Annotated in this window: 27 protein-coding genes and 1 tRNA gene; 23 read left to right on the top strand and 5 right to left on the bottom strand. The window is 60.7% G+C overall.

Annotated elements, in window-relative coordinates:
* Positions 1-159 precede the first annotated feature (159 nt).
* The 11 genes from ACSQ9D_RS20015 to ACSQ9D_RS19965 all read left to right on the top strand — a co-directional run bounded on the left by ACSQ9D_RS20015 (position 160) and on the right by ACSQ9D_RS19965 (position 9,482).
* On the top strand, positions 160-1,251 hold the full coding sequence (locus tag ACSQ9D_RS20015) for a microcin C ABC transporter permease YejB (protein ID WP_436283607.1): 1,092 nt from the start codon (positions 160-162) through the stop codon (positions 1,249-1,251).
* A complete protein-coding gene (locus tag ACSQ9D_RS20010) occupies positions 1,251-2,399 on the top strand; it encodes an ABC transporter permease (RefSeq protein ID WP_436283606.1) in 1,149 nt (382 codons plus the stop codon). Before ACSQ9D_RS20015 ends, ACSQ9D_RS20010 begins: the two co-directional genes overlap by 1 nt.
* A complete protein-coding gene (locus ACSQ9D_RS20005; protein WP_436283605.1) occupies positions 2,396-4,033 on the top strand; it encodes an ABC transporter ATP-binding protein in 1,638 nt (545 codons plus the stop codon). The genes ACSQ9D_RS20010 and ACSQ9D_RS20005 overlap by 4 nt, the downstream gene beginning before the upstream one ends.
* Before the next feature lie 8 nt (positions 4,034-4,041).
* Positions 4,042-5,001, top strand: a complete 960-nt coding sequence (locus ACSQ9D_RS20000) for a 2-hydroxyacid dehydrogenase (RefSeq protein WP_436283604.1) — start codon at positions 4,042-4,044, stop codon at positions 4,999-5,001.
* Between the two features lie 87 nt (positions 5,002-5,088).
* Positions 5,089-5,442 (top strand): hypothetical protein, encoded by a 354-nt coding sequence (locus ACSQ9D_RS19995; RefSeq protein WP_436283603.1) that lies wholly within the window; start codon positions 5,089-5,091, stop codon positions 5,440-5,442.
* Between the two features lie 171 nt (positions 5,443-5,613).
* Positions 5,614-6,918 carry a nicotinate phosphoribosyltransferase gene (gene pncB, locus ACSQ9D_RS19990; protein ID WP_436283602.1) on the top strand — a complete coding sequence of 435 codons (1,305 nt, stop codon included), beginning with the start codon at positions 5,614-5,616 and terminating at the stop codon, positions 6,916-6,918.
* A 190-nt stretch (positions 6,919-7,108) separates the two neighbouring features.
* Entirely contained in the window at positions 7,109-7,504 is a 396-nt protein-coding gene (locus ACSQ9D_RS19985; RefSeq protein WP_436283601.1) for a hypothetical protein, read from the top strand.
* Positions 7,505-7,631: 127 nt separating this feature from the next.
* Complete coding sequence (gene msrA / locus ACSQ9D_RS19980) at positions 7,632-8,153, top strand: peptide-methionine (S)-S-oxide reductase MsrA (protein ID WP_047516145.1); 522 nt, start codon at positions 7,632-7,634, stop codon at positions 8,151-8,153.
* A gap of 387 nt (positions 8,154-8,540) precedes the next feature.
* Positions 8,541-8,777 (top strand): antitoxin MazE family protein, encoded by a 237-nt coding sequence (locus tag ACSQ9D_RS19975; RefSeq protein WP_436283600.1) that lies wholly within the window; start codon positions 8,541-8,543, stop codon positions 8,775-8,777.
* A complete protein-coding gene (locus ACSQ9D_RS19970; protein WP_436283599.1) occupies positions 8,774-9,133 on the top strand; it encodes a type II toxin-antitoxin system PemK/MazF family toxin in 360 nt (119 codons plus the stop codon). The genes ACSQ9D_RS19975 and ACSQ9D_RS19970 overlap by 4 nt, the downstream gene beginning before the upstream one ends.
* 94 nt (positions 9,134-9,227) lie before the next feature.
* Entirely contained in the window at positions 9,228-9,482 is a 255-nt protein-coding gene (locus ACSQ9D_RS19965) for a hypothetical protein (protein WP_436283598.1), read from the top strand.
* A 191-nt stretch (positions 9,483-9,673) separates the two neighbouring features.
* On the opposite strand, the gene ACSQ9D_RS19960 is transcribed toward ACSQ9D_RS19965, so the two are convergent.
* A tRNA-Ser gene (locus ACSQ9D_RS19960) sits at positions 9,674-9,763 on the bottom strand.
* 228 nt (positions 9,764-9,991) lie between these two features.
* Here ACSQ9D_RS19960 and ACSQ9D_RS19955 point away from each other — a divergent pair.
* From ACSQ9D_RS19955 to ACSQ9D_RS19900, 12 genes are all read left to right on the top strand, one after another.
* The gene (locus ACSQ9D_RS19955) at positions 9,992-10,309 is read left to right on the top strand and encodes a hypothetical protein (protein ID WP_436283597.1); all 318 of its coding nucleotides are present in this window, start codon (positions 9,992-9,994) and stop codon (positions 10,307-10,309) included.
* 316 nt (positions 10,310-10,625) lie between these two features.
* Positions 10,626-11,618, top strand: a complete 993-nt coding sequence (locus ACSQ9D_RS19950) for a BMP family lipoprotein (protein WP_024313430.1) — start codon at positions 10,626-10,628, stop codon at positions 11,616-11,618.
* A gap of 68 nt (positions 11,619-11,686) precedes the next feature.
* Positions 11,687-13,198: an ABC transporter ATP-binding protein gene (locus ACSQ9D_RS19945; protein WP_436283596.1), complete on the top strand. Its 1,512-nt coding sequence runs from the start codon at positions 11,687-11,689 to the stop codon at positions 13,196-13,198.
* Positions 13,199-13,205: 7 nt separating this feature from the next.
* Entirely contained in the window at positions 13,206-14,309 is a 1,104-nt protein-coding gene (locus ACSQ9D_RS19940) for an ABC transporter permease (RefSeq protein WP_436283595.1), read from the top strand.
* A gap of 12 nt (positions 14,310-14,321) precedes the next feature.
* Complete coding sequence (locus tag ACSQ9D_RS19935) at positions 14,322-15,293, top strand: ABC transporter permease (RefSeq protein WP_072375167.1); 972 nt, start codon at positions 14,322-14,324, stop codon at positions 15,291-15,293.
* 4 nt (positions 15,294-15,297) lie between these two features.
* Positions 15,298-15,687 (top strand): cytidine deaminase, encoded by a 390-nt coding sequence (locus ACSQ9D_RS19930; RefSeq protein WP_436283594.1) that lies wholly within the window; start codon positions 15,298-15,300, stop codon positions 15,685-15,687.
* Entirely contained in the window at positions 15,684-16,487 is an 804-nt protein-coding gene (locus ACSQ9D_RS19925; protein ID WP_436283593.1) for a purine-nucleoside phosphorylase, read from the top strand. Before ACSQ9D_RS19930 ends, ACSQ9D_RS19925 begins: the two co-directional genes overlap by 4 nt.
* Complete coding sequence (deoC, locus tag ACSQ9D_RS19920) at positions 16,484-17,260, top strand: deoxyribose-phosphate aldolase (protein ID WP_436283592.1); 777 nt, start codon at positions 16,484-16,486, stop codon at positions 17,258-17,260. The genes ACSQ9D_RS19925 and deoC overlap by 4 nt, the downstream gene beginning before the upstream one ends.
* Position 17,261: 1 nt before the next feature.
* Positions 17,262-18,578: a thymidine phosphorylase gene (gene deoA / locus ACSQ9D_RS19915; protein WP_436283591.1), complete on the top strand. Its 1,317-nt coding sequence runs from the start codon at positions 17,262-17,264 to the stop codon at positions 18,576-18,578.
* 297 nt (positions 18,579-18,875) lie between these two features.
* Positions 18,876-19,958 (top strand): substrate-binding domain-containing protein, encoded by a 1,083-nt coding sequence (locus ACSQ9D_RS19910; RefSeq protein ID WP_436283590.1) that lies wholly within the window; start codon positions 18,876-18,878, stop codon positions 19,956-19,958.
* 78 nt (positions 19,959-20,036) lie between these two features.
* Complete coding sequence (locus ACSQ9D_RS19905) at positions 20,037-22,289, top strand: ABC transporter permease (protein ID WP_436283589.1); 2,253 nt, start codon at positions 20,037-20,039, stop codon at positions 22,287-22,289.
* Complete coding sequence (locus ACSQ9D_RS19900) at positions 22,282-23,082, top strand: ATP-binding cassette domain-containing protein (RefSeq protein ID WP_436283588.1); 801 nt, start codon at positions 22,282-22,284, stop codon at positions 23,080-23,082. The genes ACSQ9D_RS19905 and ACSQ9D_RS19900 overlap by 8 nt, the downstream gene beginning before the upstream one ends.
* Positions 23,083-23,214: 132 nt before the next feature.
* Here the strand turns inward: ACSQ9D_RS19900 and ACSQ9D_RS19895 are convergent, their stop codons facing one another.
* From ACSQ9D_RS19895 to ACSQ9D_RS19880, 4 genes are all read right to left on the bottom strand, one after another.
* Positions 23,215-23,736, bottom strand: coding sequence for a TIGR02281 family clan AA aspartic protease (locus tag ACSQ9D_RS19895; protein ID WP_436283587.1), 522 nt, complete (start codon positions 23,734-23,736; stop codon positions 23,215-23,217).
* Between the two features lie 159 nt (positions 23,737-23,895).
* The gene (gene upp / locus ACSQ9D_RS19890) at positions 23,896-24,525 is read right to left on the bottom strand and encodes a uracil phosphoribosyltransferase (RefSeq protein ID WP_024313419.1); all 630 of its coding nucleotides are present in this window, start codon (positions 24,523-24,525) and stop codon (positions 23,896-23,898) included.
* 100 nt (positions 24,526-24,625) lie between these two features.
* A complete protein-coding gene (locus tag ACSQ9D_RS19885) occupies positions 24,626-25,594 on the bottom strand; it encodes an adenosine deaminase (protein WP_436283586.1) in 969 nt (322 codons plus the stop codon).
* Positions 25,591-26,811 carry a phosphopentomutase gene (locus tag ACSQ9D_RS19880; protein WP_436283585.1) on the bottom strand — a complete coding sequence of 407 codons (1,221 nt, stop codon included), beginning with the start codon at positions 26,809-26,811 and terminating at the stop codon, positions 25,591-25,593. Before ACSQ9D_RS19880 ends, ACSQ9D_RS19885 begins: the two co-directional genes overlap by 4 nt.
* Positions 26,812-26,859 lie beyond the last annotated feature (48 nt).

Raw genomic sequence — 26,859 nt, 5'->3', positions numbered from 1 at the left:
AGGCGGACTTGCATTGAGGAGGTGACTGGGCTCCAAATGACCAATGCGAATCAGGACAAGGCACTGCGTGCCGGGCGACATCACAAGGAGACTGCACCGATTGAACGGCGATAGACTGGACGGCACACGACGCGCGCTTTCCCGGAAGGGTCTTCACTGATGGGAGCCTATATCCTTCGCCGCCTGCTTTTGATGATCCCGACGATCATCGGCATCATGGCCATCTCCTTCACCGTCATTCAGTTCGCTCCCGGCGGTCCGGTCGAACAGGTCATCGCGCAACTGACCGGCGATGCACAGGGCGCAGATGCGCGCATTTCCGGTGGCGGCGGTGATCTTCTTGGCAGCGGACTTGACGAAGGCAGCTCGAAATATCGCGGCGCCCAGGGCCTCGATCCGGAACTCATCGCCAAACTGGAAAAGCAGTTCGGCTTCGACAAGCCACCGCTGACGCGCTTCGGCGCGATGATGTGGAACTACATCCGCTTCGATTTCGGCGAGAGCTTCTTCCGCAACACATCCGTGCTCGAACTGATCAAGGAAAAGCTGCCGGTCTCGGCCTCGCTCGGCGTCTGGATCATGATCTTTTCCTATGGCATTTCGATCCCGCTCGGCATCCGCAAGGCGGTCAAGGACGGTTCCACCTTCGACGTCTGGACCTCGGGTATCATCATCATCGGCTATGCCGTTCCGAGCTTCCTGTTCGGCATCCTGCTGATCGTGCTCTTTGCCGGCGGGTCGTTCTACGACTGGTTCCCGCTGCGCGGGCTTGTCTCCGATAATTTCGACCAGCTCGCCTGGTGGCAGAAGCCGCTCGACTACTTCTGGCATCTGACATTGCCGCTGATCTCGCTCTCGCTGGCGGCGTTTGCGACGACGACGCTGCTGACGAAGAACTCCTTTATCGAGGAGATCAAGAAGCAATATGTCGTGACCGCGCGGGCAAAGGGGCTGAACGAGCGGCAGATGCTTTACGGCCATGTGTTCCGCAACGCCATGCTGATCATCATCGCCGGCTTCCCCGGCGCGTTCATCTCCGCCTTCTTCACCGGCTCGCTGCTGATCGAGAACATTTTCTCGCTCGATGGGCTGGGGCGGCTCGGCTATCTCTCGGTCGTCAACCGCGACTATCCGATCGTCTTTGCGACGCTCTACATCTTCTCGCTGCTCGGGCTGTTCGTCAGCCTGATCTCCGACCTGATCTACACATGGATCGATCCGCGCATCGACTTCGAGCGGAGGGACGTCTGATGGACACCGCCGCCAATCCGACGACAGCGACGCCGGTCAAGCCGCCTCGCAAAGGCCTACAGTCGCCGACCAACGTCCGCCGCTGGAAGAATTTCAAGGCGAACCGGCGCGGCTACTGGTCGCTCTGGCTATTCCTCATCCTGTTCGTGCTCAGCCTGTTTGCGGAGTTCATCGCCAATGACCGGCCGATCATCGCCTCCTACAAGGGCGAGATCCTGTTTCCCGTACTCGTCAACTATCCCGAGGAGAAGTTCGGCGGCTTCCTGGCCGAGACGGACTACCGCTCCGACGTCATCACCGACGAGATCAATGCCAACGGCTGGATGATCTGGCCGCCGATCCGCTACTCCTATCGCTCTGTCAATTCGAACATCCCGCATTCGGCACCGACACCGCCCTTCTGGCTGATGAGCAAGGAGGAGCGCTGCTCCGGCTATCCACAAGGAGCGGCCGACCCCGGCTGCAACTTTGGCAATCTCAACTGGCTCGGCACGGACGATCAGGCACGCGATGTGCTTGCCCGTGTCATCTACGGCTTCCGCGTCTCGGTCCTGTTCGGCCTGGTACTGACGATCTGCTCGGCCATCATCGGCGTCAGCGCCGGCGCGATCCAGGGCTACTTCGGCGGCTGGACGGACTTGCTGCTGCAGCGCTTCATCGAGATCTGGTCGTCGATGCCGGTGCTCTACATCCTCTTGATCATCGCCGCCATCCTGCCGCCCGGCTTCTTCGTGCTGCTCGGGATCATGCTGCTCTTCTCGTGGGTCGGCTTCGTCGGCGTCGTGCGCGCGGAATTCCTGCGGGCCCGCAACTTCGAATATGTGCGCGCTGCCCGCGCGCTCGGGGTGAACAACCGGACGATCATGTGGCGTCACCTGCTGCCAAACGCGATGGTGGCGACGCTCACATTCCTGCCGTTCATCCTGTCGGGCTCAATCACGACGCTGACCTCGCTCGACTTCCTCGGCTTCGGCATGCCGCCCGGTTCGCCCTCGCTCGGCGAGATGATCGCCCAGGGCAAGGCGAACCTGCAGGCGCCGTGGCTCGGGCTGACCGCGTTCTTCACCATGTCGATCATGCTGTCGCTCTTGATCTTCATCGGCGAAGCAGTTCGTGATGCATTCGATCCCAGGAAGACGTTTCAATGAGTGACGCTGCCCAAACACTGCTTTCCGTGCGCGATCTTTCGGTGGCTTTCCACCAGGGCGGAGATACATCGCTGGCTGTCGATCACGTGTCGTTCGATATCCGCAAGGGCGAAGTCGTGGCGCTGGTTGGCGAGTCCGGCTCCGGCAAATCGGTCTCTGCCAATTCGATCCTGCGCCTGCTTCCCTACCCGGCGGCAAGCCATCCCTCGGGCGAAATCCTCTTCAAGGGCAAGGACCTGCTGAAGGCATCCGACAAAGCATTGCGCGAGGTGCGCGGCAATGACATCACGATGATCTTCCAGGAGCCGATGACATCGCTCAACCCGCTGCACTCGATCGAGAAGCAAATTGCTGAGATCCTCGAACTGCACCAAGGCCTGACCGGGCAGGCTGCCCGCAAGCGGATCCTTGAATTGCTGAACCAGGTTGGCATCCGCGAGCCGGAAAAGCGCCTCAAGGCCTACCCGCACGAGCTTTCCGGTGGGCAGCGCCAACGCGTGATGATCGCCATGGCGCTCGCCAACCGGCCGGAGCTGCTGATTGCCGACGAGCCGACGACCGCGCTCGACGTCACCGTGCAGGCGCAGATTCTGGAGCTGCTGCGGCAACTGAAGGGCCAGCATGGCATGTCCATGCTTTTCATCACCCACGACCTCGGCATCGTACGCAAATTTGCCGACCGCGTCTGCGTGATGACCAAGGGCAAGATCGTCGAGACTGGTACGGTGGAACAGGTCTTCCGCAATCCGAAGCACGACTACACCCGGCATCTACTGGCATCAGAGCCGCGCGGCGAGCCGCCGCTTGCCGATCCCTCCAAGCCGGTCGTGATGCAGGGGGCCGATATCCGCGTTTGGTTTCCGATCAAGGCCGGCCTCATGCGCAAGGTCGTCGATCATGTGAAGGCCGTGGACGGCATCGATCTTCAGCTGCGCGCCGGACAGACGCTCGGCGTCGTCGGCGAATCCGGCTCCGGCAAGACAACGTTGGGCCTGGCGCTGACGCGGCTGATCTCCTCGCAAGGTCGGATCAGCTTCGTCGGCGAGGATATAGCCAACTATTCATTCACGGAAATGCGCCCTCTGCGCAATCAGTTGCAGGTCGTATTCCAGGACCCCTACGGCTCGCTCAGCCCCCGCATGTCGGTTGGCGACATCATCGCGGAAGGCCTCAAGGTGCATGAGCGGTCACTCTCCTACGAGGAGCGCGATCAGCGCGTCTGCTGGGCGCTGGAGGAAGTCGGCCTCGACCCGCTGACCCGCTGGCGCTATCCGCACGAGTTTTCCGGCGGCCAGCGCCAGCGCATCGCCATTGCCCGCGCCATGGTGCTGAAGCCGCGCTTCGTGATGCTGGATGAGCCGACATCCGCGCTCGACATGAGCGTTCAGGCACAGGTCGTGGACCTGCTGCGCGATCTGCAGAAGAAGCATGACCTCGCCTACCTCTTCATCAGCCATGACCTGAAAGTGGTGAAGGCGCTGGCAAACGACGTCATCGTCATGCGCTTCGGTAAGGTCGTCGAGCAGGGTCCGTCCGCGGAGATCTTCCGCGCGCCGAAGGACGACTATACCAAGGCCCTGATGGCTGCCGCCTTCAACATCGAGGCGGTTCCGACACTCGCCGTCCAACAGTAAAGAACACCATGTCCGCAAGACCGCCCATCCTCGTCGACCTCAAGTTCGACCCTGAGACCGTCGCCCGCATCCTCAAGACGGCCTTTCCGGACCGCGGCAGCATCAATATTGCCGACCCGGCGAGCAAGGATCTTGATCTGACCGGCATTGACTATGCGCTACTCTGGAAGCCGGACGCGGATCTCTTTACGCGCGCCCCGAACCTCAAGGCCATCTTCTCCGGCGGCGCCGGCGTTGACAGCTTCATGAACCTTGCAGGGTTGCCCGACGTTCCGATCGTCCGTTTCGTCGATCGGAGCCTGACGACCCGTATGAGCGAATGGGTCGTGATGCAGTGCCTCATGCACCTCAGGCAACAATACCAGCATGACAAGGACCAGCGCGCGCGCATCTGGGGCAAGCTCGTTGCGCCTGAGGCAGCCGCGATCACCGTCGGCATCATGGGACTGGGCGTGCTTGGCCAGGACGCGGCGCGCAAGCTGAAGATCATGGGTTTCAACGTCATCGGATGGTCGCGCAGCGGCAAGGAGATCGACGGCGTCGAGACGTTCGGCGCCAGCGAGCTCGATGAATTCCTGTCCAGAACGGATTTTCTCGTCGGCCTGCTGCCGCTGACCCCTGAGACCACCGGCTTCTACAATGCCAGGCTGTTCGCAAAACTGCGGCAGGGCGGAGCGCTCGGCAAGCCAGTGTTCATCAATGCCGGCCGCGGTAAAAGCCAGGTCCAGGCCGACATTGTCGCCGCGGTTCAGAACGGCGTGCTCGGCGGCGCCTCGATCGACGTATTCGCGGTCGAGCCGCTGCCGTCCGACGATCCGCTCTGGGGGCTGGAAAACGTGTTCATCACGCCGCACGATGCAGCCGTATCCGACGAGACCGCGCTCTTCCGGCACGTCGAGCACCAGATCGCCCGCTATGAGAGCGGCGAGCCGCTGCAATTCATTGTCGACCGACAGGCAGGCTATTGAGCGCAGGAACCATGCTGCGCGCCATTCGTTCTCCCAGATGAGGTGCCGGGCCGACCATGGCCCGCGCGGCACCGGAAGGAGAAAGGCATGGCTCACCAGACGGAAACGCACTGGGAAGAATCCGACGGCAAGCTCCACGCCGAAGAAACGATTTCGCCAATCAAGGCAAAGCAGGGCCGCATGGGCACTCGTATTCTTATGGTCCTGATCGTCGCGTTGATACTTGCCTTCATCGTATGGATCCCCGTTGAAATCTGGGGCAGGAAGGAGTTGGCGGACGTCGCGCCGCAGCAGCCTGGACAGCATCTTCAGTCGCAGCAGCCGTCACCGGCGCCATTGCCTTCGCTGCAGAACGGCAAGGCGGCCGTACCAACCGAGACACCGTCCCAGCCGCCGGCATCGAACGCGGCACCGGCAACCCCGAACGCGCCTGCGCAATAAGAACAGGGCGGGTCAAGGCGGTCTCCAGCAAGCCCTGCCGGATTGCCGGCGGGGTACATTTCTATTTGCGCTGGACTTTATCGGCTGATTTTTCGATAAGAAAGCACACGAGCCGGTCTTCGTGCGTCGGCTTTTGGCGCGATTTGTCCGGTTTGGGAATGGGCGGAGTTCATGGCCAAGACCGATATCGCACGGCGCGTTTACAATCACACCTGGAAGCTCGATCCGATTGTTCGCAGCCTGATCGACACGGACTTCTACAAGCTGCTCATGCTGCAGATGATCTGGAAACTCTATCCAGACGTCAACGCCACTTTCACGCTCATCAACCGTACAAAACGGGTGCTGTTGGCCGAAGAGATCGACGAGGGCGAACTGCGCGAGCAACTCGACCATGCCCGTTCGCTCCGCCTCTCCAAGAAGGAGATGATCTGGCTCGCAGGTAACAGCTTCTACGGGCGCGCGCAGATCTTCGAGCCTGAATTCCTCGCCTGGCTCTCTCATTTCCAACTGCCGGAATATGAGCTGTCGAAGCGCGACGGCCAGTATGTGCTCGACTTCCACGGATCGTGGAAGGACACGACCATGTGGGAAATCCCGGCACTCGCCATCGTCAACGAGCTGCGCTCGCGCTCTGCGATGAAAGCGCTTGGGCCGTTCACGCTCGATGTTCTCTATGCCCGCGCGAAGGCAAGGATGTGGGAGAAGGTGGAGCGGCTGCGTGAACTGCCTGGTCTCCGCATCTCGGATTTCGGCACGCGCCGCCGCCACAGCTTCCTGTGGCAGCGCTGGTGCGTCGAAGCATTGAAGGAAGGCATTGGCCCTGCCTTCACCGGCACCAGCAACGTCCTGCTCGCCATGGATTCCGATTTGGAGGCCGTGGGCACGAATGCCCACGAGCTGCCGATGGTGGCCGCAGCGCTCGCCGCGACAGACAAGGAACTGCGCAATGCGCCCTACAAGGTTCTGCGGGACTGGAACAAGCTTTACGGCGGCAACCTGCTGATCGTGCTTCCAGATGCGTTCGGCACGGCCGCCTTCCTGCGCGACGCGCCCGAATGGGTCGCTGATTGGACCGGCTTCCGCCCGGATAGCGCCCCACCGATCGAGGGCGGCGAGAAGATCATCGAATGGTGGAAAAAGATGGGCCGCGATCCCCGCCAGAAGCTGCTCATCTTCTCGGACGGGCTTGATGTCGATGCTATCATCGACACCTACAAGCACTTCGAAGGTCGGGTTCGCATGAGCTTCGGCTGGGGCACCAACCTCACCAACGACTTCGTCGGCTGCGCGCCGACGGAGATCTCCGGGCTCAATCCCATTTCGATCGTCTGCAAGGTCAGCGACGCCAACGGCCGCCCTGCGGTGAAGTTGTCGGACAATCCGCAGAAGGCGACGGGCGATCCGGCGGAGGTTCAACGCTACCTGAAGTTCTTCGGGACGGAAGACCGCGTCGATCAGGCAGTGCTCGTTTAAGCGCCGCCGGGCTCTCATCAAACCAACGCCAGTGTTGCGTCATGACCTTGCGCTTTGCCGACCATGATCTCCCGAGGAGGGACCAGGCTGCACCGTTCGGATGCCGCTCTAAGGGTGCTCCTCCCGCCACATTGTCGCCCTACGTTGAATGATGCTCGGCGATCCGATTTCCCGCCTGTGGAGAAAGAGTTTGAAAATCCCCTCCGTTGCAGCAATTGCCACGATCGCAGTCACGCCTATCGCAACGCCCACCCTTGCCGCAGAGAAGGCATTTGCGTCTTCGCTGGTTGGCACGCCGTGGATTGAAACCAACGCCCAGTCCGGCCTACCCGGCCCGATGATGATCTTCCTGCCGAAGGGCAAACTCCTTATCGATTCCTGCTGGGAGACGTATGCTCTGAGGACTTGGAAGCAATCGTCCCCCAAGGAGCTTTCATGGGACGAGGACGGAGCGACGATACGGGCCAAAATAAAAGCCGTTTCCTCGGATGGTCTCACTCTTCAGATCACCGCGGGAAAGGATGTTATCGAGCGGACCTATGCTGCGGCGAAGGTTCCGTACGTCTGTCCCGACATGAAGCGCTAGTTCGAGCCATAGATCCCAAGGCTGGAGCGAGGCATGAACTGGCAAAAGTGGGTTCCAGTCCCCATTTAGGGGCAAGGCGCGGGCTGCCTATGCTTGACGCGCATTGTTTGGCTGAAAGGACGATCCAATGACTGTAGAGCGTGCGGTACTGGCGGGCGGTTGCTTTTGGGGTATGCAGGATCTCATCAGACGCTATCCCGGCGTCGTGTCCACTCGCGTGGGCTACACGGGTGGCGAGGTAGCAAACGCCACCTACCGGAATCACGGCAACCATGCCGAGGCGATCGAGATCATGTTCGATCCCTCGAAGATCAGCTACCGCGACATCCTTGAGTTCTTTTTCCAGATCCATGATCCGACGACACTCAACCGGCAAGGCAACGATCTCGGCAGCAGTTACAGGTCTGCGATATTCTACGCCGACGACGAACAGCGCTTGACCGCCGAAGACACCATTGCCGACGTGAACGCATCGGGTCTATGGCCCGGGAACGTGGTTACCGAAGTCGCTCCCGCACGTGATTTCTGGGAAGCGGAACCGGAGCACCAGGACTATTTGGAACGCATTCCGAGCGGATACACATGCCATTTTGTCCGACCCGGGTGGAAATTGCCGAAACGGCAGGAAGACACCGCCGCCGTTGGATGAGCCGAGCGTGCGCGAAACAAAGGAGGCCTTGCCTGACGGCAAGGCCTTTGCATTTCGGGATGGACGTCGGGAGGTAACGCACATCAAGAGGCAAGCTGCCCGGAGACTTCAAGCGGCCATCAGGCCCATGCGAATGGTTGGCCCAAGACGCGCAACCGGTGCCACATGCAATTCCTGCGGACAGCGCGCAATCGCTGCATCAGATCAGGTCAGCGTTTAATCGCCATCTGATAATAATCTGGCGGATTGGCCTCGTTCCGTTTCCATCCGGCAGCAACCCCGGCGTCACTCTGGCGGCGTGGCATTCTGCCCCGTCACACACAAAAATCTGGCTTTCGAAAGCATCACATGCTAGTTTACATGTAAACATTCATTCGGAGGCCGATTATGGTGACAGCATCGAGGACCAAGTTCGTTCGGGAGAAGGTGCGCGAGCATCGCGCGCGGCTGCGCGCGCAGGGGCTGCGTCCCATCCAGATTTGGGTGCCGGACGTGCGCTCTCCCTCTTTCCGGGAGCAGGCCCGCCGCCAGTCGCAGGCCGTCGCCGCCAGTGCCGACGCCTATGACGATCAAGCCTTCATCGACGCCGTGTCGGCCATCGACTTTAACGGTGGCGATGAATGAGGCGCGGCGAGGTCTGGACCGTCTCCGGGGGCAAGGACTATGCGGGAAAGCCGCGCCCCGCCGTCATCGTGCAGGACGACAGTTTCGACGCCACCGACTCCATCACGATCTGCGCCTTCACTTTTGATCCGACCGACGCGCCGCTGTTCCGTCTTGTCGTGGAACCGAACGAGCGTAACGGCCTGCGTTCCGCCTGCCGCCTGATGGTGGACAAGATCACCACCGTTCCCAAGGCCAAGATGGGCGCGCATGTCGGACGGCTCGATGACGAGGACATGGTGCGGCTCAATCAGGCCATGACCGTGTTCCTTGGCATGGCGGTGACGCCAAGGGCCGGAAGGGGAAAGCAGCCATGATGCGCGACGCATAACCCCGACCGCGCGGCAAAAGACGGCCATCGGCGGCGCATAGGTCGTTCTGGAATCTTGCCGCTCGCGCGATGCTTGGTGGATGTCCAAGACGTGTGCCCACAGAAGCCCCAAACGCCGCGGGCGCGCTACGAACGGCGCGTTGCCGAACGACCTCTACAGCTACGCCGAGGTCCGGCCTTTGCCCCGTATCGGGCGTCCGCCCAAGCTTGAACCCGAGACATGGACCGTGACCGACGACTGGTCCGATCCGCTTCCGGTCACGCAAGCCGAGATCGAGCTGTTCGAGACGTGGTTCGGTGATTTCTTTGGCGAACTGTTCGGGCCGACCCCATGACATGACAAGGAGACATGCCCTATGACCGTGCCGCTACGCGCCGCCCTCTATCTGCGCGTCTCGACGGCGCGACAGGCCGAGCAGAGCGCGAGGTGTTCATCAAGGGATCGAAAGACGAGCTTTTACGCCCGCTTGTCGCCATCGGGGGCGGGAAATCGGCGGAAACTGGCGTGCAAAGTTCTATACTGAAATGGCGGACAGGGTGGGATTCGAACCCACGGTACGCTTTCACGTACACACGCGTTCCAGGCGTGCGCCTTAAACCACTCGGCCACCTGTCCATTAGGCGGTCTGCATCGGCTAAGATGCAAATCGTCGGAACGGCCGCGATATATACCGATGAATTTTCGCCGATCAACCCAAATCTAACAGTTTTTTGACTTCTTCCGGTAAAAGTGCGGCCAAGGCCTCCATTGCAGTTCCACCCGCCCGTAACTATCTTTCATTTGGGTGGCGAATGGCGCGGCTGGCCGGCTGAGAGTCCGGTGCATTAGTGGCCGGAGAGATCGATGCGTTTCCTTTTGCGTTTGGCAAGTCTTGTTGCGCTGGCTGTTGCCGTGATTGCCGGAACGATCGATTCTATTCAGTCCGTTGCCGCCTCTTCCGTGGTCATAACGCCCATGGGTGACGCATGGCAGGACTTGAATCCGTCGTCGTTGGAAGCACTGCAATCGAGCATTGCCTACTATATCCACCCGCGGTTCTACACCCTTGCCTTCCAGTGGCTCATGCTTCAGCCGGCCTTCGCGGTATTTCTGGTGCTGTCGCTTCTGTTGTGGATGGCGGGCTACAAAAAGCCGCCGATCGCGGGCCGTTTTGCTGCATAATCCAAGTCGCTACCTATCTCGTTGGCCTCAAATCCGAACGGATATGGGGTCCTGCGCGAAACCGGCTCAAGCTTCCCGCTTGGCTAGAAAAATCGCAGCCCGACGATGATTTTGCGCAAAAATCAGCCCGTATGAGCTGATTTTTGGCAATTGCGGCAAATTTTTACCAGCCGAAAAATTTCTCGTGAAATTTTTTTTGAGCCATGCAAGGATGCGCCCAGCCAGGCCTCCGGGGGGAGGTCGGTGGTTCCGCAGACATGCCTGGATCAGGCTTGCGGGAGGACCCAAACAATTAGAAACAATAGGGCTGCAACTCATGAAAAAATCCCTTCTGACTCTCCTGGCCGTGGCTGCCATGTCCACGACGGCGCTCGCCGCCGACGTCAAACCGGCGCTCGTCTACGGTACCGGCGGGAAGTTCGATAAGTCCTTTAACGAAGCAGCCTACAATGGCGCCGAGAAGTTCAAGAAGGAAACGGGGATCGCTTATCGCGACTTCGAGCCGACCGGCGACACCCAGGGCGAACAGGCAATCCGCAACTTCGCAAGCCGTGGCTTCAACCCGGTTATCGCCGTCTCCTTCGCCTGGACCTCGGCCATCGAGAAGGTCGCAGCTGAATTTCCCGACACAAAGTTCGTCATCGTTGACGCCGTCGTCGACAAACCGAACGTCCGTTCCGTCGTCTACAAGGAAGAAGAAGGTTCCTTCCTCGTTGGCACACTTGCTGGCCTCGCTTCGAAGACCGGCAAGGTCGGCTTCGTCGGCGGCATGGACATTCCGCTGATCCGCAAGTTCGAATGCGGCTACGAGCAGGGCGCACGCTCCGTCAAGGCTGATGTCGAAGTGTTCCAGAACATGACCGGCACGACGGGCGCTGCTTGGAATGACCCGGTACGTGGTGGCGAACTCACCAAGAACCAGATCGATCAGGGCGCGGATGTCATCTACGCGGCAGCCGGCGCAACCGGCCTCGGCGTCTTGCAGACGGCTGCCGACAACAAGAAACTCTCGATCGGCGTCGATAGCAACCAGAACCACCTTCACCCGGGCTCCGTCCTGACCTCGATGGTCAAGCGTGTCGACCTCGCAGTCTACAACGGTTTCAGTGACGTCAAGGGTGACAAGTTCACGGCCGGCGTCCAGGCGCTCGGCGTCAAGGAGGACGGCGTTGCCGCCGCCGTCGACGACAACAACAAGGCCCTGATCACGCCGGAAATGCAGGCTGCGCTCGACAAGGCCAGGGAAGGCATCATCGCGGGAACCATCAAGGTTCACGACTACACGACGGACAACGCTTGCCCGAAGTGATCCGTGACTGAGACGGGCGTATGGCGGAGTTACTCCGTCATACGCCCTTTTCGTATTTGGAGCCTGCTGTGACAGACACGCCCGCTATCGAACTTGTGGGCATCGACAAGAAATTCGGTGCCGTTCACGCCAACAAAGACATCAATCTTACCGTCGCCAAGGGTACGATCCACGGCATCATCGGGGAAAACGGTGCCGGGAAATCGACCTTGATGTCGATCATCTACGGCTTCTACCATGCCGATAGTGGTGAGATTCGCGTCAACGGCAATCCCGTGACCATTAAGGACAGCCAGGCCGCGATCGCCACCGGGATCGGTATGGTGCACCAGCACTTCATGCTGGTCGACAATTTCACGGTGCTCGAAAACATCATGCTTGGGGCCGAGGGCGGTGCGCTGCTCGCCAGGGGAGTCTCTTCCGCGCGCGCCGAGCTGCGGCGCCTGGAAAAGGACTACGGCCTCGAGGTCAATCCCGATGCGTTGATCGAAGAGCTTCCGGTCGGGTTGCAGCAGCGCGTGGAAATCCTCAAGGCCATGTACCGCGGCGCCGAGATCCTTATTCTTGACGAGCCGACCGGCGTGCTGACTCCGGCCGAAGCCGACCATCTGTTCAAAATTCTTCGCGTCCTGCGCGACCAAGGCAAGACCGTCATTCTGATCACCCACAAGCTGCGCGAGATCATGGCGATCACCGACACAGTGTCGGTGATGCGCCGCGGCGAGATGGTGGCGACCCGCAAGACATCCGAGACAACCGTCGAGGAACTGGCCGAGCTGATGGTTGGCCGCCGCGTCCTGCTGCGCGTTCAGAAGGGTGAGGCCAATCCGGGCAAGGTGATCCTGTCGGTCCGCAACCTCACGGTTAAGGACAATCGCGGCGTCGTCATGGTCGACAACGTGTCCTTCGATGTCCGCGCCGGCGAGATTGTCGGCATTGCTGGGGTCGCCGGCAACGGGCAGTCCGAATTGCTGGAAGCGATTGCCGGCATCCGCAAGCCGCATTCCGGCGAGATTTTCCTCGACGGGCAAACGATCGACAAGGCCGATCCGGCGCGCTTGCGCGAGCTTGGCCTTGCCCATATTCCGGAAGACCGGCACCACATGGGGCTGGTGCTGAAGTTCGAGGAATACGAGAACTCCGTTCTCGGCTACCACCGCAATCCCGGCTACAGCAAAGGTCCGCTGCTTGATCTCGACGCGATCCGCAAGGACGCCATGGAGAAGATCGAGAAATACGACATCCGTCCTCCGAACCCGCGGCTGAAGACCGCGAACTTCTCCGGCGGCAACCAGCAGAAGATCGTCGTGGCGCGCGAGATCGAGCGCGATCCGACGGCGCTGATCATTGGCCAGCCGACGCGCGGCGTCGATATCGGCGCCATCGAATTCATCCATCGCCGGATTATCGAGATGCGCGACGCGGGCAAGGCGATCCTGCTCGTGTCCGTCGAGCTTGACGAAATCCGCGCCCTTTCAGACCGTATCCTTGTCATGTTTGCCGGCCATGTCGTCGGCGAGAAGACGCCCGATGCCGGTGAACAGACCCTCGGCCTGATGATGGCCGGCATTGCCGCGTGAGGCCTTCATGAGCACTGCTTCAGTTCCACTTCCAAATTGGATCAACTACGGCCTCATCCCGCTGTTGAATCTGTTCGTCGCCTTCCTGATCTCCGGCTTCGTCGTCTGGCTGATCGGGGAGAGCCCGCTTGCGGCCCTGTCGCTGCTGGTCGAAGGCGCGCTCGGCAGCGGCGAAGGCATCGGCTTTACGCTCTACTATGCGACGAGCTTCATCTTCACCGGACTTTCCGTAGCGGTGGCTATTCACGCGGGCCTGTTCAACATCGGTTCGGAGGGCCAGGCCTATCTCGGCGGCCTCGGCTGCGCGCTGGTGGCGCTGGCACTCGACCACTATGTGCCATGGTATGTGACCATGCCGGTGGCGGTGGTGGGCGCGGGCCTCTTTGGTGCCGCCTGGGCCTTCATCCCGGCTTTCCTGCAGGCGAAGCGCGGCAGCCACATCGTCATCACCACCATCATGTTCAACTATATCGGCGCGGCATTGATGGTGTACCTGCTGGTGCATGTGCTTATCGTGCCTGGCAAGATGGCTCCGGAAACACGGACATTCCTTGAAGGCGGGCAATTGCCGAAACTCGGCTGGCTTATGAGCCTTTTCGGCGCCAAGCTTGGCGCCGCACCGTTCAACGTCTCCTTCCTTATCGCGCTCATTGCCGCCTATTTCGTCTGGCTGCTGATCTGGCGCACCAAGCTCGGCTTCGAAATGCGAACGCTTGGTGTCAGCCAAAGCGCGGCAGCCTATGCCGGCATCCCGTACGCCCGTACCGTCATGATCGCGATGCTGCTCTCCGGCGCGCTGGCCGGCATGATGGCGCTTAATCCGGTGATGGGATCCTCCGCCCGTCTGCAGGTGGAGTTTGTCGGTGGAGCCGGCTTCGTTGGCATCGCCGTGTCGCTGATGGGAAGAAATCATCCTGTCGGGATCATCTTCTCGGCGATCCTCTTCGGCATCCTCTATCAGGGTGGCGACTGGGTCTCCTTCGAGATGCCGAACATCACGCGCGAAATGATCCTGGTTATCCAGGGTCTCGTCATCCTCTTCGCGGGCGCGCTGGAATACATGTTCAGACCTGCGATGGTTCGCGCCTACCAACAGTTCAAGGCCGCGTAAGGGGAACGGACGATGGATTATTATGACATCTTCATCAGCGTCCTGAGCTCCACGATCCGCTTGTCGATCCCGCTGATCTTCACGGCGCTGGCAGGTCTGTTCTCCGAGCGTGCCGGTATCTTCGACATTGGCCTCGAAGGCAAGATGCTTGGCTCAGCGTTCGCGGCGGCGTGCGTCGCCTACCTGACCGGCTCAGCTTGGCTCGGTCTTGGCGCCGGTATCATTTGCTCAGTGGCGCTCAGCCTCGTGCATGGCTTCGCCTCCATCACCAATCGCGGCAACCAGATCATCTCGGGCGTGGCGATCAACTTCTTCATCGCCGGTATCACGATCGTTCTTGGCGGCGCCTGGTTCGGCCAGGGCGGTCGCACGCCGCAGCTGCTTCCGGACGCCCGCTTTGCTCCGATCGTGCTGCCCGGTGCCGATGCAATCCGCGGCGTTCCCGTCATCGGTCCGCTCTATGCCAACGTGATTTCGGGCAACAACATCCTGACTTACCTTGCCTTCCTTGCCGTTCCCCTCTCCTGGTGGATCCTCTATCGCACTCGCTTCGGCTTGCGACTGCGGGCGGTCGGCGAGAATCCCGGCGCGGTCGATACGGCGGGCATTTCGGTGAGCTGGCTGCGCTATCGTGCGGTCATGTGCGCTGGCATCCTCTGCGGTTTCTCCGGAACCTACTTGGCGATCGCGCAATCGGCAGCCTTCATCAAGGATATGTCGGCAGGTAAGGGCTACATTGCGCTTGCGGCGCTGGTCTTTGCGAAGTGGAAGCCGGTACCCGTCATGTTCGCCTGCCTGCTCTTCGGCTTCCTCGATGCGCTGGCGAACTTCATGCAGGGCAAGCAGGTTCCTCTAATCGGCGAAGTGCCGGTGCAGATCTTCCAGGCGCTGCCCTATATCCTCACCTGCATTCTGCTCGCCGGTTTCATCGGCGTGGCAATCCCGCCGAAGGCGGGGGGTGTCCCGTATACGAAGGAACGTTGAGAACATGTCCCACGATCTTTTCGAGGCCGCTCGCGGAGCCATGGCTTTCGCTCATGCCCCCTATTCGAAGTTCCCGGTCGGTGCAGCGATCCGCGCCGAGGATGGCAAGGTCTATACTGGCGCCAATATCGAGAACCTGTCTTTTCCGCAGGGTTGGTGCGCGGAGCCGACCGCTATCAGCGCCATGATCATGGGCGGTGCCAAGAAGATCGTCGAAATGGCTGTTATTGCCGAGAAGCTGCCCCTTTGCCCGCCCTGTGGCGGTTGCCGGCAGAAGATCTCGGAGTTCGCTTCCAAGGATACGAAGATCTATCTCTGCGACGAAGCCGGCGTGAAGAAGACGATGACCATGGACGAGCTCCTGCCCTTCAGCTTCGAGACCAAACTCGGATGAGTGCCGCGCTGGACGTGCTAGCCGGCAAGCTCGGCGGCCTTTCGCCGCGCTACGGCATTGTGCTTGGCTCCGGCCTCGGTTCGCTGGTCGGCCAACTGACAGACGCGCATCGCATTCCGTACCATGATTTGCCCTGCTTTCCGGTTAGCGCTGTTTCGGGCCATGCCGGCGAGGTGGTTGCCGGCTCGCTTGGTGGTGTCCCGGTCGTCATGCTATCTGGCCGCGTCCATTTTTACGAGAAAGGCGATGCGAGCGCGATGCGGCTGCCGATCGAGGTACTCAAGGGTCTTGGCGTTGAAACCTTGATCCTGACTAATTCCGCCGGTTCCTTGCGAGACGACATACCACCCGGCTCGGTGATGCAGATCACCGATCACATCAACTATTCCGGCATGAATCCGCTGATCGGCGAGGAAAGCGACCGACGCTTCGTGGGCATGACAAGCGCTTACGATGCAAGCCTCGCCGACAAGATGCGCAAGGCTGCAGCGAAGATCGGCATCGCCTTGTCGCAAGGCGTCTATATGTGGTTTTCCGGTCCGAGCTTCGAGACGCCAGCTGAAATCCGGATGGCCCGCATTCTCGGCGCGGATGCCGTTGGCATGTCGACTGTGCCGGAGGTCATTATCGCGCGAATGCTGGGCTTAAGGGTTGCGGCAGCGTCCGTTATCACCAACTATGGAGCCGGCATGACCGGCGGCGAACTGAGCCATGACGAGACCAAGGACATGGCTCCGATCGGCGGCGCTCGTCTCGCTGCCATACTGAAAGAAATGATTGCAGGAGAACGCGAACAATGACCAGTCATTCCAGCAAGGAGACGGCCGCCGTCGCCCTTTCCCTCCTCGATCTCACCAACCTCAAGGATGATTGCACCGAGGCGCAGATCGACGCGCTGTGCGCCCGGGCTCAGACCCCTTTTGGCAACACGGCAGCGATCTGCATCTGGCCGCGCTTCGTTGCCCGCGCCCGCGCCGTCCTCGGCACAGGCCATCCGGTGCGCATTGCGACCGTGGTCAACTTCCCCTCCGGCGAGATGGAAGTTGCCGACGTCGCCGCCGAAACTCGCGAGGCGATTGCCGATGGCGCCGACGAAATCGACCTTGTCATCCCCTATCGCAAGTTCATGACGGGTAGCGGCAAGGCCGTCACAGACATGGTTGCAGCCGTCCGCGCCGAGTGCAAGGATCCGGTTCTACTGAAGGTCATTCTCGAGACTGGCGAAATCAAGGACGCGGCGCTGATCCGTCGCGCCTCCGAACTCGCCATCGAGGCCGGCGCTGATTTCATCAAGACGTCCACCGGCAAGGTATCCGTCAATGCGACGTTGGAAGCTGCCGACATCATGTTGCGGGTCATCCGCCAGAGTGGCCGTAAGGTCGGCTTCAAGCCGGCAGGTGGTATCGGGTCGGTGGCAGACGCTGCGCTCTATCTGAGCCTTGCGGAGACGATCATGGCACCGGATTGGCCCATGCCATCCACCTTCCGCTTCGGTGCGTCCGGATTGCTCGACGATATCCTTGCCGTTCTTAGCGGCACGCAGTCCGCGCCCGCCGCTGCATCGAGCTATTGAAATGATCCCGCAGGAGATCATCCGCCAGAAACGAAACGGCGAGACGCTTTCCGAAGGGGACATTCAGTCGTTCATTTCCGCACTTGCGTCCGGCCAGCTCTCGGAAGGGCAGATCGGCGCCTTTGCCATGGCAGTCTGGTTCAAGGGCATGTCGCGCGAAGAGGTCGTGGCCCTGACGCTTGCAATGGCGCACTCCGGCGACACGCTGAGCTGGACCGACATCGACCGTCCGATCGCCGACAAGCATTCGACAGGCGGCGTCGGCGACAACGTTTCCCTGATGCTCGCGCCGATCGCCGCAGCATGCGGCCTGGCGGTTCCGATGATTTCCGGTCGTGGCCTCGGCCATACCGGCGGAACATTGGACAAGCTCGAAGCCATTCCCGGCTACACCATCACCCCCAACGCAACACTCTTTCGCAGGGTCGTGAAGGATGTCGGATGCGCCATCATCGGGCAGACCGGAGCCCTTGCTCCTGCCGATGGCAAGCTCTACGCCGTGCGGGATGTGACGGCGACCGTCGACTCGATCCCGCTCATCACCGCCTCGATCCTCTCGAAGAAACTTGCGGCCGGGCTGCAGACACTGGTCCTCGACGTCAAGGTCGGTAGCGGCGCGTTCATGGCCGAGCCGAAAGACGCCGAGACACTGGCCCGTGCGCTTGTCGATGTCGCCAATAGCGCAGGCGTCAGGACGTCGGCGCTGATCACCGACATGAACCAGCCGCTCGCGGATGCGGCAGGAAATGCTGTCGAGATCCGCAATTGCCTGGAATTTCTGGCAGGCGGCAAGAAGAGCACGCGCCTCGAGGTGGCCGTGCTGGCCTTTGCGGCCGAGATGCTGGTGAAATCCGGCCTGGCCTCGTCACTGCGAGACGGTGAAACGAGGGCCGCGGACGCCCTTGCTTCAGGCAAAGCCGCAGAGAGCTTTGCCCGCATGGTTCGTCTTCTTGGCGGCCCGTCGGATCTTTTGGAGGCACCCGACAAATATCTTGTCAAGGCACCGGTCACGAAGCCGGTTCCCGCGCCTCGGTCCGGTTGGCTTTCCGGCTGCGACGTTCGCGAGATCGGCATGACCGTTGTCGACCTCGGTGGCGGACGACGGCATCCCGACGACAGGATCGACCACCGCGTTGGGCTATCCGACATTCTGCCGCTTGGCACGCGTGTAGAGAAAGGCGACCCGATCGCGCTGGTACATGCCGCAAGCGCGGCTTCGGCAGATGCCGCGGTGGCAGCCCTGACCGCAAACTACCGGATCGATGAACGCGAGCTTGTTATTCCCGACGTGGTGTGCGAGCGCATCGCGGCCAGCTAACAGCGGCAGCGGCCGGTGATGCCCGGTCCTGGATTTCGAATACCGACGCCCGCTAGCGCGGCGAAACGCGGCCCGATCTGCCTGGAGGCATCCAAACACGACTTCGACGGCAATTTGCCAGTCAACGCAAGTATAGGATGCGTACAAGGCAAACAAATTCACCCCTACGATGAGTTCATCGTTTACTTGCATCAAAATTGCGCAGAATATTAGCGCATGGGAGGAAGCCTTCGGCCCTCACTCTCTATAAATTGCGCCCGAACGGCTTTCCTCCCTTGGCTCAAGGGAGGATTAATCATGAGGCGGACTTTGCTGTACGCGGCGTCAGCTGCGGTACTATCGCTCGGCGTCTCGCATGCATTTGCGCAGTCGGGCAGCGTTGAGAAAGCGGTTGGCGGCTACAATTTTGCCGAAGCTGCCAAGGAAGCGCCCGGCACGAAAGATTTCCATTCGGCTGACGGTCATCTGACCTTCGCGATCGTGACCCATACGGCAGGCAACGGCTTTTTTGATCCTGTCTATGTCGGCGCGACCGTCGCCGGCAACATGATCGGCGCCAAGATCCTGCTGCTCGGTTCGGAATCACCGGTAGACGATCCAGCCCGTGAGATCGAGATCCTGAACCAGATTGCCCAGGACCCGACAATAGACGGTATTATCATGACGACGCCGCAGATTGGCGCCTACAATGACATCGTCAAGGCAGCCGAGGCGGCAGGCATACCGATCGCGACGACCAACTCATTCGATGCGACCATCCTGCATCGCAACAACATAAGTCATACCGGCCAGGACGCATCGGCCGCAGCAATCGGCGGCGAGGCACTCGCCAATTGCGTGCTTGCGAGCGGCGCGACCAGCGGCTCGATTCTCTTGCCTTCGTCGACCGCGATGGGCAACGTTGAGGTGAACAACCGCGTGACTGCCGCTTTCAACGCCATCGTCAAGACGTTGAAGGATGCCGGCAAGCTTGACGCTTTCAAGGTCGACGCCGGGCCGGAGAATGTCGGCATCGATACGAATCCGAACGATCCGGTCAATGCGCTCGTTTCGCTCTTCGAGTCCCGCGGCGACGCGGTCGGCGCCTTCACAGCCAACAACGTCTTCACACCACCGCTCGTCAAGGCGGTCGCCCAGATGGGGCGGACCGGCAAGTTCTGCGCATTTGGTTTCGATCTCGGCCCGGCACAGCAAGAGGGCATTGCCGCTGGAAACCTGACCGGCTCGCTTGGACAGCAACCCTTCCTGCAGGGCTTCTGGCCTGTCATGCAGCTTTACCTGCAGATCGATCGCGGCATTGCTGCCGCCAACCTCGACACGCGTGCACAACTGGTGACGAAGGAGACCGTCGCAAACGTTGGCAAGCGCTTCGAGAACTAACCACCTGAACCGCCTGAAATCGATGCGGGAGGACGCAAGCCTCCCGCATCGTCACGGCAAGGTTGATCGGCAGAGACCATGGCGTCCACGACAACATCGTTAGGCCGCGCGCCGCCTCAGCTCGTCGGCGGCTGGGAGGCTGGGCTGCTGCTCTTCCTCATATTGCTCTATCTCGGCGGCGCTTTCGTCAACCCGGCCTTTTTTGGCTCTCCGGAAGCCCTTCACGCGCTGCTGCGCGATACCTCCCGTGTCGGGATCATCGCGGTCGGAATGACCTTTGTCATCGCCAACAAGGATCTCGATCTTTCGGTCGGCTCCACCTACGGACTGATCGCCGTGGTTTTCGCCAGGCTTTTTGCGTCGAACGTTCTCGACTTCGGGGTCATGGAGTCCGCAATCTTCTGCGTGCTGCTGGGCACGGTGATTGGCCTCGTCAACGGCGTGCTTGTGACGACCCTGAGAGTGCCTGCCTTCATTGCTACGCTGACGATGCTTTTCATCGGTCGTGGCTTCGTTCTTGCGCTTACGCATGGTCAGGCGATCTATTACTCCGGCAAGGCGAAAGACTATCCGCTCTTCTTCCATCTCGGCGAGATCAATGCTCTCGGCTTCAACAACCAGATCGCGATCTTCCTTCTCATCGCTGTCATCGGCGCTTATGTGCTTGCCAAGACCCGTTGGGGCTATGAGACCTTTGCTACGGGCGGAAACGAGCAGGCTGCAGCCTATGCCGGCATCCGCACGCGCTGGGTGCGTATTCGCGCCTACCTGCTCTCATCGCTTTGCGCGACCCTTTCTGCTCTCCTGTCAGCTGCGCAGGACAAGGGTGTCACTCCTCTCTACGGCGTCAGTTGGGAACTCACCGTTATCGCGTCGGTCGTCATAGGCGGTGCATCGATCCTGGGTGGGCGCGGTCGCGTAATCGGGTCTTGCCTTGGTGCCGCAGCCGTCGTGTTGATCGACAAGGTATTGCGCGAGGGCTGGCCGATCACCCGTACCGTCGTTATCGATGGGGAGAGCATTGCCGTCGGTGCCAGGTTCACCCTACCCGCCGGTGCCGTGTTGGTTTTCCTGGGCCTCCTTCTCGTCACGGCCGTGCTCATCGAGCCGTTCCTCATTCGCCGCCAGATCGCGGCCCGGTTCTGGGCCTGGATCCGCGGCCGACCACCGCCGCCGGCCTACGAGACCGGCGGCGTGGCCCTGGAGGGTGTGCAGACGAAAGGGGCGATGGCGACCGACATCGCACTCTCGGCTACCGGGCTCGGCAAGTTCCTCGCGCGTCGCGACGCGCTGGCCATCATCCTGACCGCGGTGCTGTGGCTGACCGGCTTGGCGCTGAGGCCAGATTACTGGTGGAATCTGCCCAACACCTTCGCAATCCTGCTCAACTACACAGAACTGGCACTCATTACCGTCGGACTCACCTACGTCATTGCAGCCGGCGATATCGATCTCTCCGTTGGCGCGGTGCTTGCGCTTGCAGGCAGCACCGCGGCCTATTTCTTGAAGGTACTGGGCGCCGATCCGTTCACCGCCGTGGCGATGGGTCTGCTCGCGGGGAGCGCTGCCGGCCTCGTCAACGCCGTCGTCACAGTCGGCTTCAAGCTGCCCGCTTTCATCGCCACGCTCGGTATGTTCTACATTGCTCGCGGTCTCGCCGCCTGGTTCGTCGCCGGCCAGCAACTGACGGGCTGGCCTGAAGGCTACAACCTGCTTGGTCGCAAGGTGAATGACGTTCTCCTGCATTTCGGCCTATCGCTGCCGCCGGGGATCATTCGCTCGCTGGCCGAGGTCGTCAGCATCCAGACGATCTTTATGTTTTTGGTCGCCGTCATCGCTGGTATCGTACTTGCCTACACACCATTCGGACTAAAGGTCTGCGCGGCGGGCGGCAACGTCCGCGCGGCCGCTTATGCCGGCATCAACACGAACCGCGTGCGTTTCATTTCACTCATGCTGGCCGCTCTTTGCGCAGCCGTGGCCGGGATCATCAACGTCGCTTACTTCCGCAGCTTCAACCCGGTTGCCGGCCAGTTCCGCGAGCTTGACGCCATCGCCTCCGTTATCATCGGCGGCGGATCGATCTTCGGCGGTTATGGCACGATGATCGGTTCGCTTGCCGGTGCGGCGGTGATCACGCTCATCCGGGCACTCCTGCAGCTCAACGTCCAGGGCTTCAGCATGCCGCAGCACTGGATCAATGTCTTCATTGGGGTCATCCTCATTGTGGCAGTGCTGATCGACATATGGGTGCGTCAGGCCAATGTCTTCGCGCGCCTGCGGGGCCTTTTCACGAAAGCTGTGCCAACGGGAGAACGCATCCATGGCTGACGCGCAGCCCTTACAGCCGATTGTGGAAATGCGGGGCATCGAAAAGGCCTTCGGAGCCGTGCAGGCACTCCGCAAAGTCGATCTCACGCTCTATCCCGGCGAGATTCTCGGTCTAGTCGGGGACAATTCGGCCGGCAAGTCGACCCTGATGAAGATCCTGACCGGTGCCTATCAGCGCGATTCCGGTGAAATCCTGGTTGCCGGGCAACCGGTGTACTTCAAGGGCCCGCATGAGAGCCGCAACGCCGGAATCGAGATGATCTATCAGGACTTCGCGCTTTGCGGGAACATGGATGTCGGCCAGAACATCTTCCTTGGCCGCTGGCCCCTCAAGGGCCTCTTCGTCAACCGACGGAAAATGTATGCGGAGGCCGACAACGTGCTGAAACGGCTTAAAGTCGACGTGAATTCCGTCTACCAGAAGGTTGAAAGCCTGTCGGGCGGCCGCCAGCAGTCCGTGGCGATTGCCCGCGCGATCTCGTTCGAGCCGCGCGTCGTGATCCTCGACGAGCCGACTGCCAACCTTTCCGTGATGGCGACCGAACGGCTGCTCGAAACCATGCTGGAGCTGAAGAAGCAAGGCGTCGCCCAAATCATCATCTCGCACCGCCTTGTTGATATTTTTGCCGTCGGCGATCGCGTCATGGTCCTTAAGCGCGGTGAGTATGTCGGCGACCGCTACGTCAAGAACACGGACGAGCACGAGGTCTTGGAGATCATTGTCTCCGGCACCAGCGAGAACGCGCTGACAGCCGACGAGGCAAGAAACATTGATCGGCCATCGACGCCCTGACGTCATGCCAAGCTGCATTCACCCGCGCTTGCATTTGCCCAGACAAGATTTCGACGACGGCGTAACGCCGACGAGGAGATGATGCGCGGTCTTGATGACCTGTACGCTCCGGAAAGTCCTCGATACCCCGGTCTATTGCTTCAAACTGAGGGATCCGTCTGCAACGGAATAGGAGGCAAGCTTCCTGAGGAAGCTCATGCCGACGAGCATGGAAGACAGGGCATCATCCTTCAGCACGAAAGCTTCCACGTCCCGCACACGAATGCCTCCGATTTCTACCCGATCCAATGTGATGTGCGCCGCCTTTGTCTGCCCGTTGGCCGTGTCCACCGAGTAGCGGAAATCAAGCTGGTTGCCGGTATACCCAAGGCGTCGGGCGAAGCTCTCGTTCAGTGCGACGTAGGTCGCGCCTGTGTCGATTAGGCCCTGCACCTGTCGACCGTTGATCCTGAAGTCTCCGGAGTAGTGTCCCTGGGCATCGGCCTGCAGGCGCATCGTGCCGCCATTAACCGCCGTGGCCGGCACCTGTTCGGTGCTGCCGGTTGCGAAGTTGGCCGAAACGACTGCTTCGCTGCCTGGTTTTCCCAAGAGGGACGGTATTTGTGTGGCAAGCACCGCGGCGATGCTTGCAAAAATGACGGTGCGCAGGAGCATCGGGACAGAAATCCTTCCTGTATAAACCCCGCGTCATGCGTGGCCCTGCTTATAGCTGCTACGCCATAATTGCTGACAAGTTGCTAATGCCGAAAAGCAAATGGCCCGGCAAACCTGTCCGGGCCATCAACTGCCTCGATTTGGTAAACGGATTGTGAATTATTTCGTGCCGTACATGCGGTCGCCGGCGTCGCCGAGACCAGGCATGATGTAGCCCTTCTCGTTCAGATGGCTGTCGATGGATGCGGTGAAGACGGGCACATCAGGATGTGCATCGCGGAAATTTCTGATGCCCTCGGGTGCCGCCAGAAGGCAGAGGAAGCGAATGTTGTGAGCTCCGCGCTCCTTGAGCTTGTCGATGGCGGCGATCGACGAGTTGCCGGTGGCAAGCATCGGGTCGACGACGATGATCAGGCGCTCTGAAATATCCTCCGGAGCCTTGAAGTAATATTCGACCGGCTGCAGCGTCTCGTGATCGCGGTAGACGCCGATATGCGACACGCGCGCCGACGGCACGAGATCGAGCATGCCTTCGAGAAGGCCGTTGCCGGCACGCAGGATCGAGGCGAAGACGAGCTTCTTGCCTTCGAGGATCGGCGATTCCATCGTCTGCAGGGGCGTCTCGATGGTCTCCATCGTGAGCTCCAGATCGCGGGTCACTTCGTAGCAGAGCAGCGTGGAGATTTCGCGCAGGAGCCGACGGAAACTCCCGGTAGAGGTCTCCTTGCGCCGCATGATCGTGAGTTTGTGCTGCACAAGCGGGTGATCAATGACCGTTACGCCATCCATGGCCGAGCCCTTCCTATCGTTGTTCTTATCGGATGTTTCTTCCATGGAAATTGCCTCCACTGCAAGAGCGGAGGCAATTTTGCTCCCCAAGGCGAGAGGATCACATCCGGGCAAAAATCGCCTGGCGCGTCGGCTCGTCGACGAAGGCTGCCTCGATACCAGTTCGCGTCATCTCATCAATTGCGGCATCGCTGAAGCCAAAGGCATCGGCGGCCAATTCGTACTCGCGCTTCAGCGACGTATGAAAGAACGGCGGGTCGTCCGAACTGATCGTCACGCGTACACCGGCCTCCTTGAGCCGTGGCAACGGATGAGAGGCGAAATCCGGGAAGACGTTCAGCGCAATGTTGGAGCCGGGACAGACTTCGAGCACCGTTCCGAGGTCGGCGATCCGCCGGACGAGATCCATGTCTTCTATGGCGCGCACGCCGTGCCCGATCCGCGAGGGCCTGACGACGTCGAGCGCCTCGGCAACGCTGAAAGCGCCGCATACCTCGCCCGCGTGGATGGTGAGGCCGAGCCCTGCATGGCGCGCGATGTCAAAGGCACGCGCGTAGTCGGCAACCCGACCCATTCGCTCCTCGCCGGCAAGATTGAATCCGGTGATAAGTGGATTTTTCGCCTTAGCAGCATATTCCGCGGCGCCAATGACACTTTCTGGGCCGAAATGACGCTCCCCCGTGACGATCAGACGTGCCTCGATACCGCTTCTCGCCTTCGCACGATGAATTCCCTCGCACACGCCCTCGATGTAAGCGTCCGCGCCAAGCCCTATCCGCTTGCCATGATCGGGAGACACGATCAGCTCGCTGTAGATCGTGCCTATGGCGGCGAGTTCCTCAAGATAGGTTTCAGTCAGCAGCGCATAGTCTTCTTCGGTCTTGTAGACCTCGGAGACCTTGTCGTAGCATTGCAGAAAGCTTGCGAAATCGTGCCAGACATAGGCACCATCGGTCAGGTAGCTGCTGATGTCGATGTTGTACTTGCGGGCCTGCGCCAAGGTAAGTGTTGGTGGCGCCGCACCTTCCAGATGGCAGTGCAGCTCGACCTTCTTCAAATGCGACGTCATAGAAAACTTCTCCCGTGCGCGCCCGCCGGAATGCGCAGATGGCGGGCAATCGTCTCGCCGATATCCGCATAGGTCGCGCGGATGCCGATATCGCGAGAACGCAACCCCGGCCCGTAGGCAATGATCGGCACGCGCTCGCGTGTGTGATCAGTGCCGCGCCACGTCGGATCGCAGCCATGGTCGGCAGTCAGGATCACGAGATCGCCGGGCTTCAGCTTGCCGCCCACTTCGGGCAGCCTGGAATCAAAGGCTTCAAGCGCGGCGGCATAGCCTGCCACATCCCTGCGATGGCCATAGACCATGTCGAAATCCACAAAGTTTGTGAAAACCAGTTCGCCATCCTCGGCGGTGTCCATGGCTGCGAGGCTAGCATCCATCAACGCCTCATTGCCATTCGCCTTGACAACCAGGGATACCCCCTTATGCGCAAAGATGTCGCCGATCTTGCCAATGGCATGGACCTTGCGACCTTCCTTGACCAGTCGGTCGAGGAGCGTCGGCTCCGGCGGCGGCACAGAGAAGTCGCGCCGGTTTCCGGTACGCTGAAACTTGGAGACGGTTTCCCCAACAAATGGCCGCGCGATGACGCGGCCGATATTGTATTGGTCCAGCAGCGCCCGCGCGATCGTGCAGAAGGTCATGAGCCTGTCGAGGCCGAAATGTGTCTCGTGCGCGGCAACCTGGAAGACCGAGTCGGACGAGGTGTAGCAGATCGGCTTTCCGGTCCGGATATGCTCTTCGCCATGGCGGGCAATGATGTCGGTGCCGGAGGCATGACAATTTCCTAGAATCCCCGGAACGTCCGCGCCCCTGCAGAGCGCCTCGACCAGCTGCGGCGCAAAGGCTTCCCCCTCGCTCGGAAAGTAACCCCAGTCGAATGTTACCGGTGTTCCGGCGATCTCCCAATGGCCGGACGGGGTGTCTTTGCCATGCGAAACTTCGGTGGCGGAGCCGAACATCGCGTAGACCTTTTCCGGAACCGGCATCCCGGCCGGGAAACGGCCCGACGCGGCCTTTGCCAGATGCACCAGACCAAGAGCCGACATGTTCGGAAGCTGGAGCGGGCCAGAGCGCAACCCTTCGCGATCGCCGACACCCGCCGCACAGAATTCCGCGATGTGTCCCAGCGTGTTGGCGCCCTCATCGCCGTAAGCCGCAGCATCCGGAGCGCCGCCGACGCCAAAAGAATCCAGAACGAAAAGAAACGCTCGCGCCATGCTCCACCCAGCGAATTCACGGTCCACGCAGTGGGCCACTGCTCAAGC

The sequence above is a fragment of the Rhizobium sp. LjRoot258 genome (assembly GCF_964254185.1).
Classification (GTDB): Bacteria; Pseudomonadota; Alphaproteobacteria; order Rhizobiales; family Rhizobiaceae; genus Rhizobium.
The sequence above is the reverse complement of the archived record's forward strand: the minus strand, read 5'-3'. Positions and strand labels throughout refer to the sequence as shown.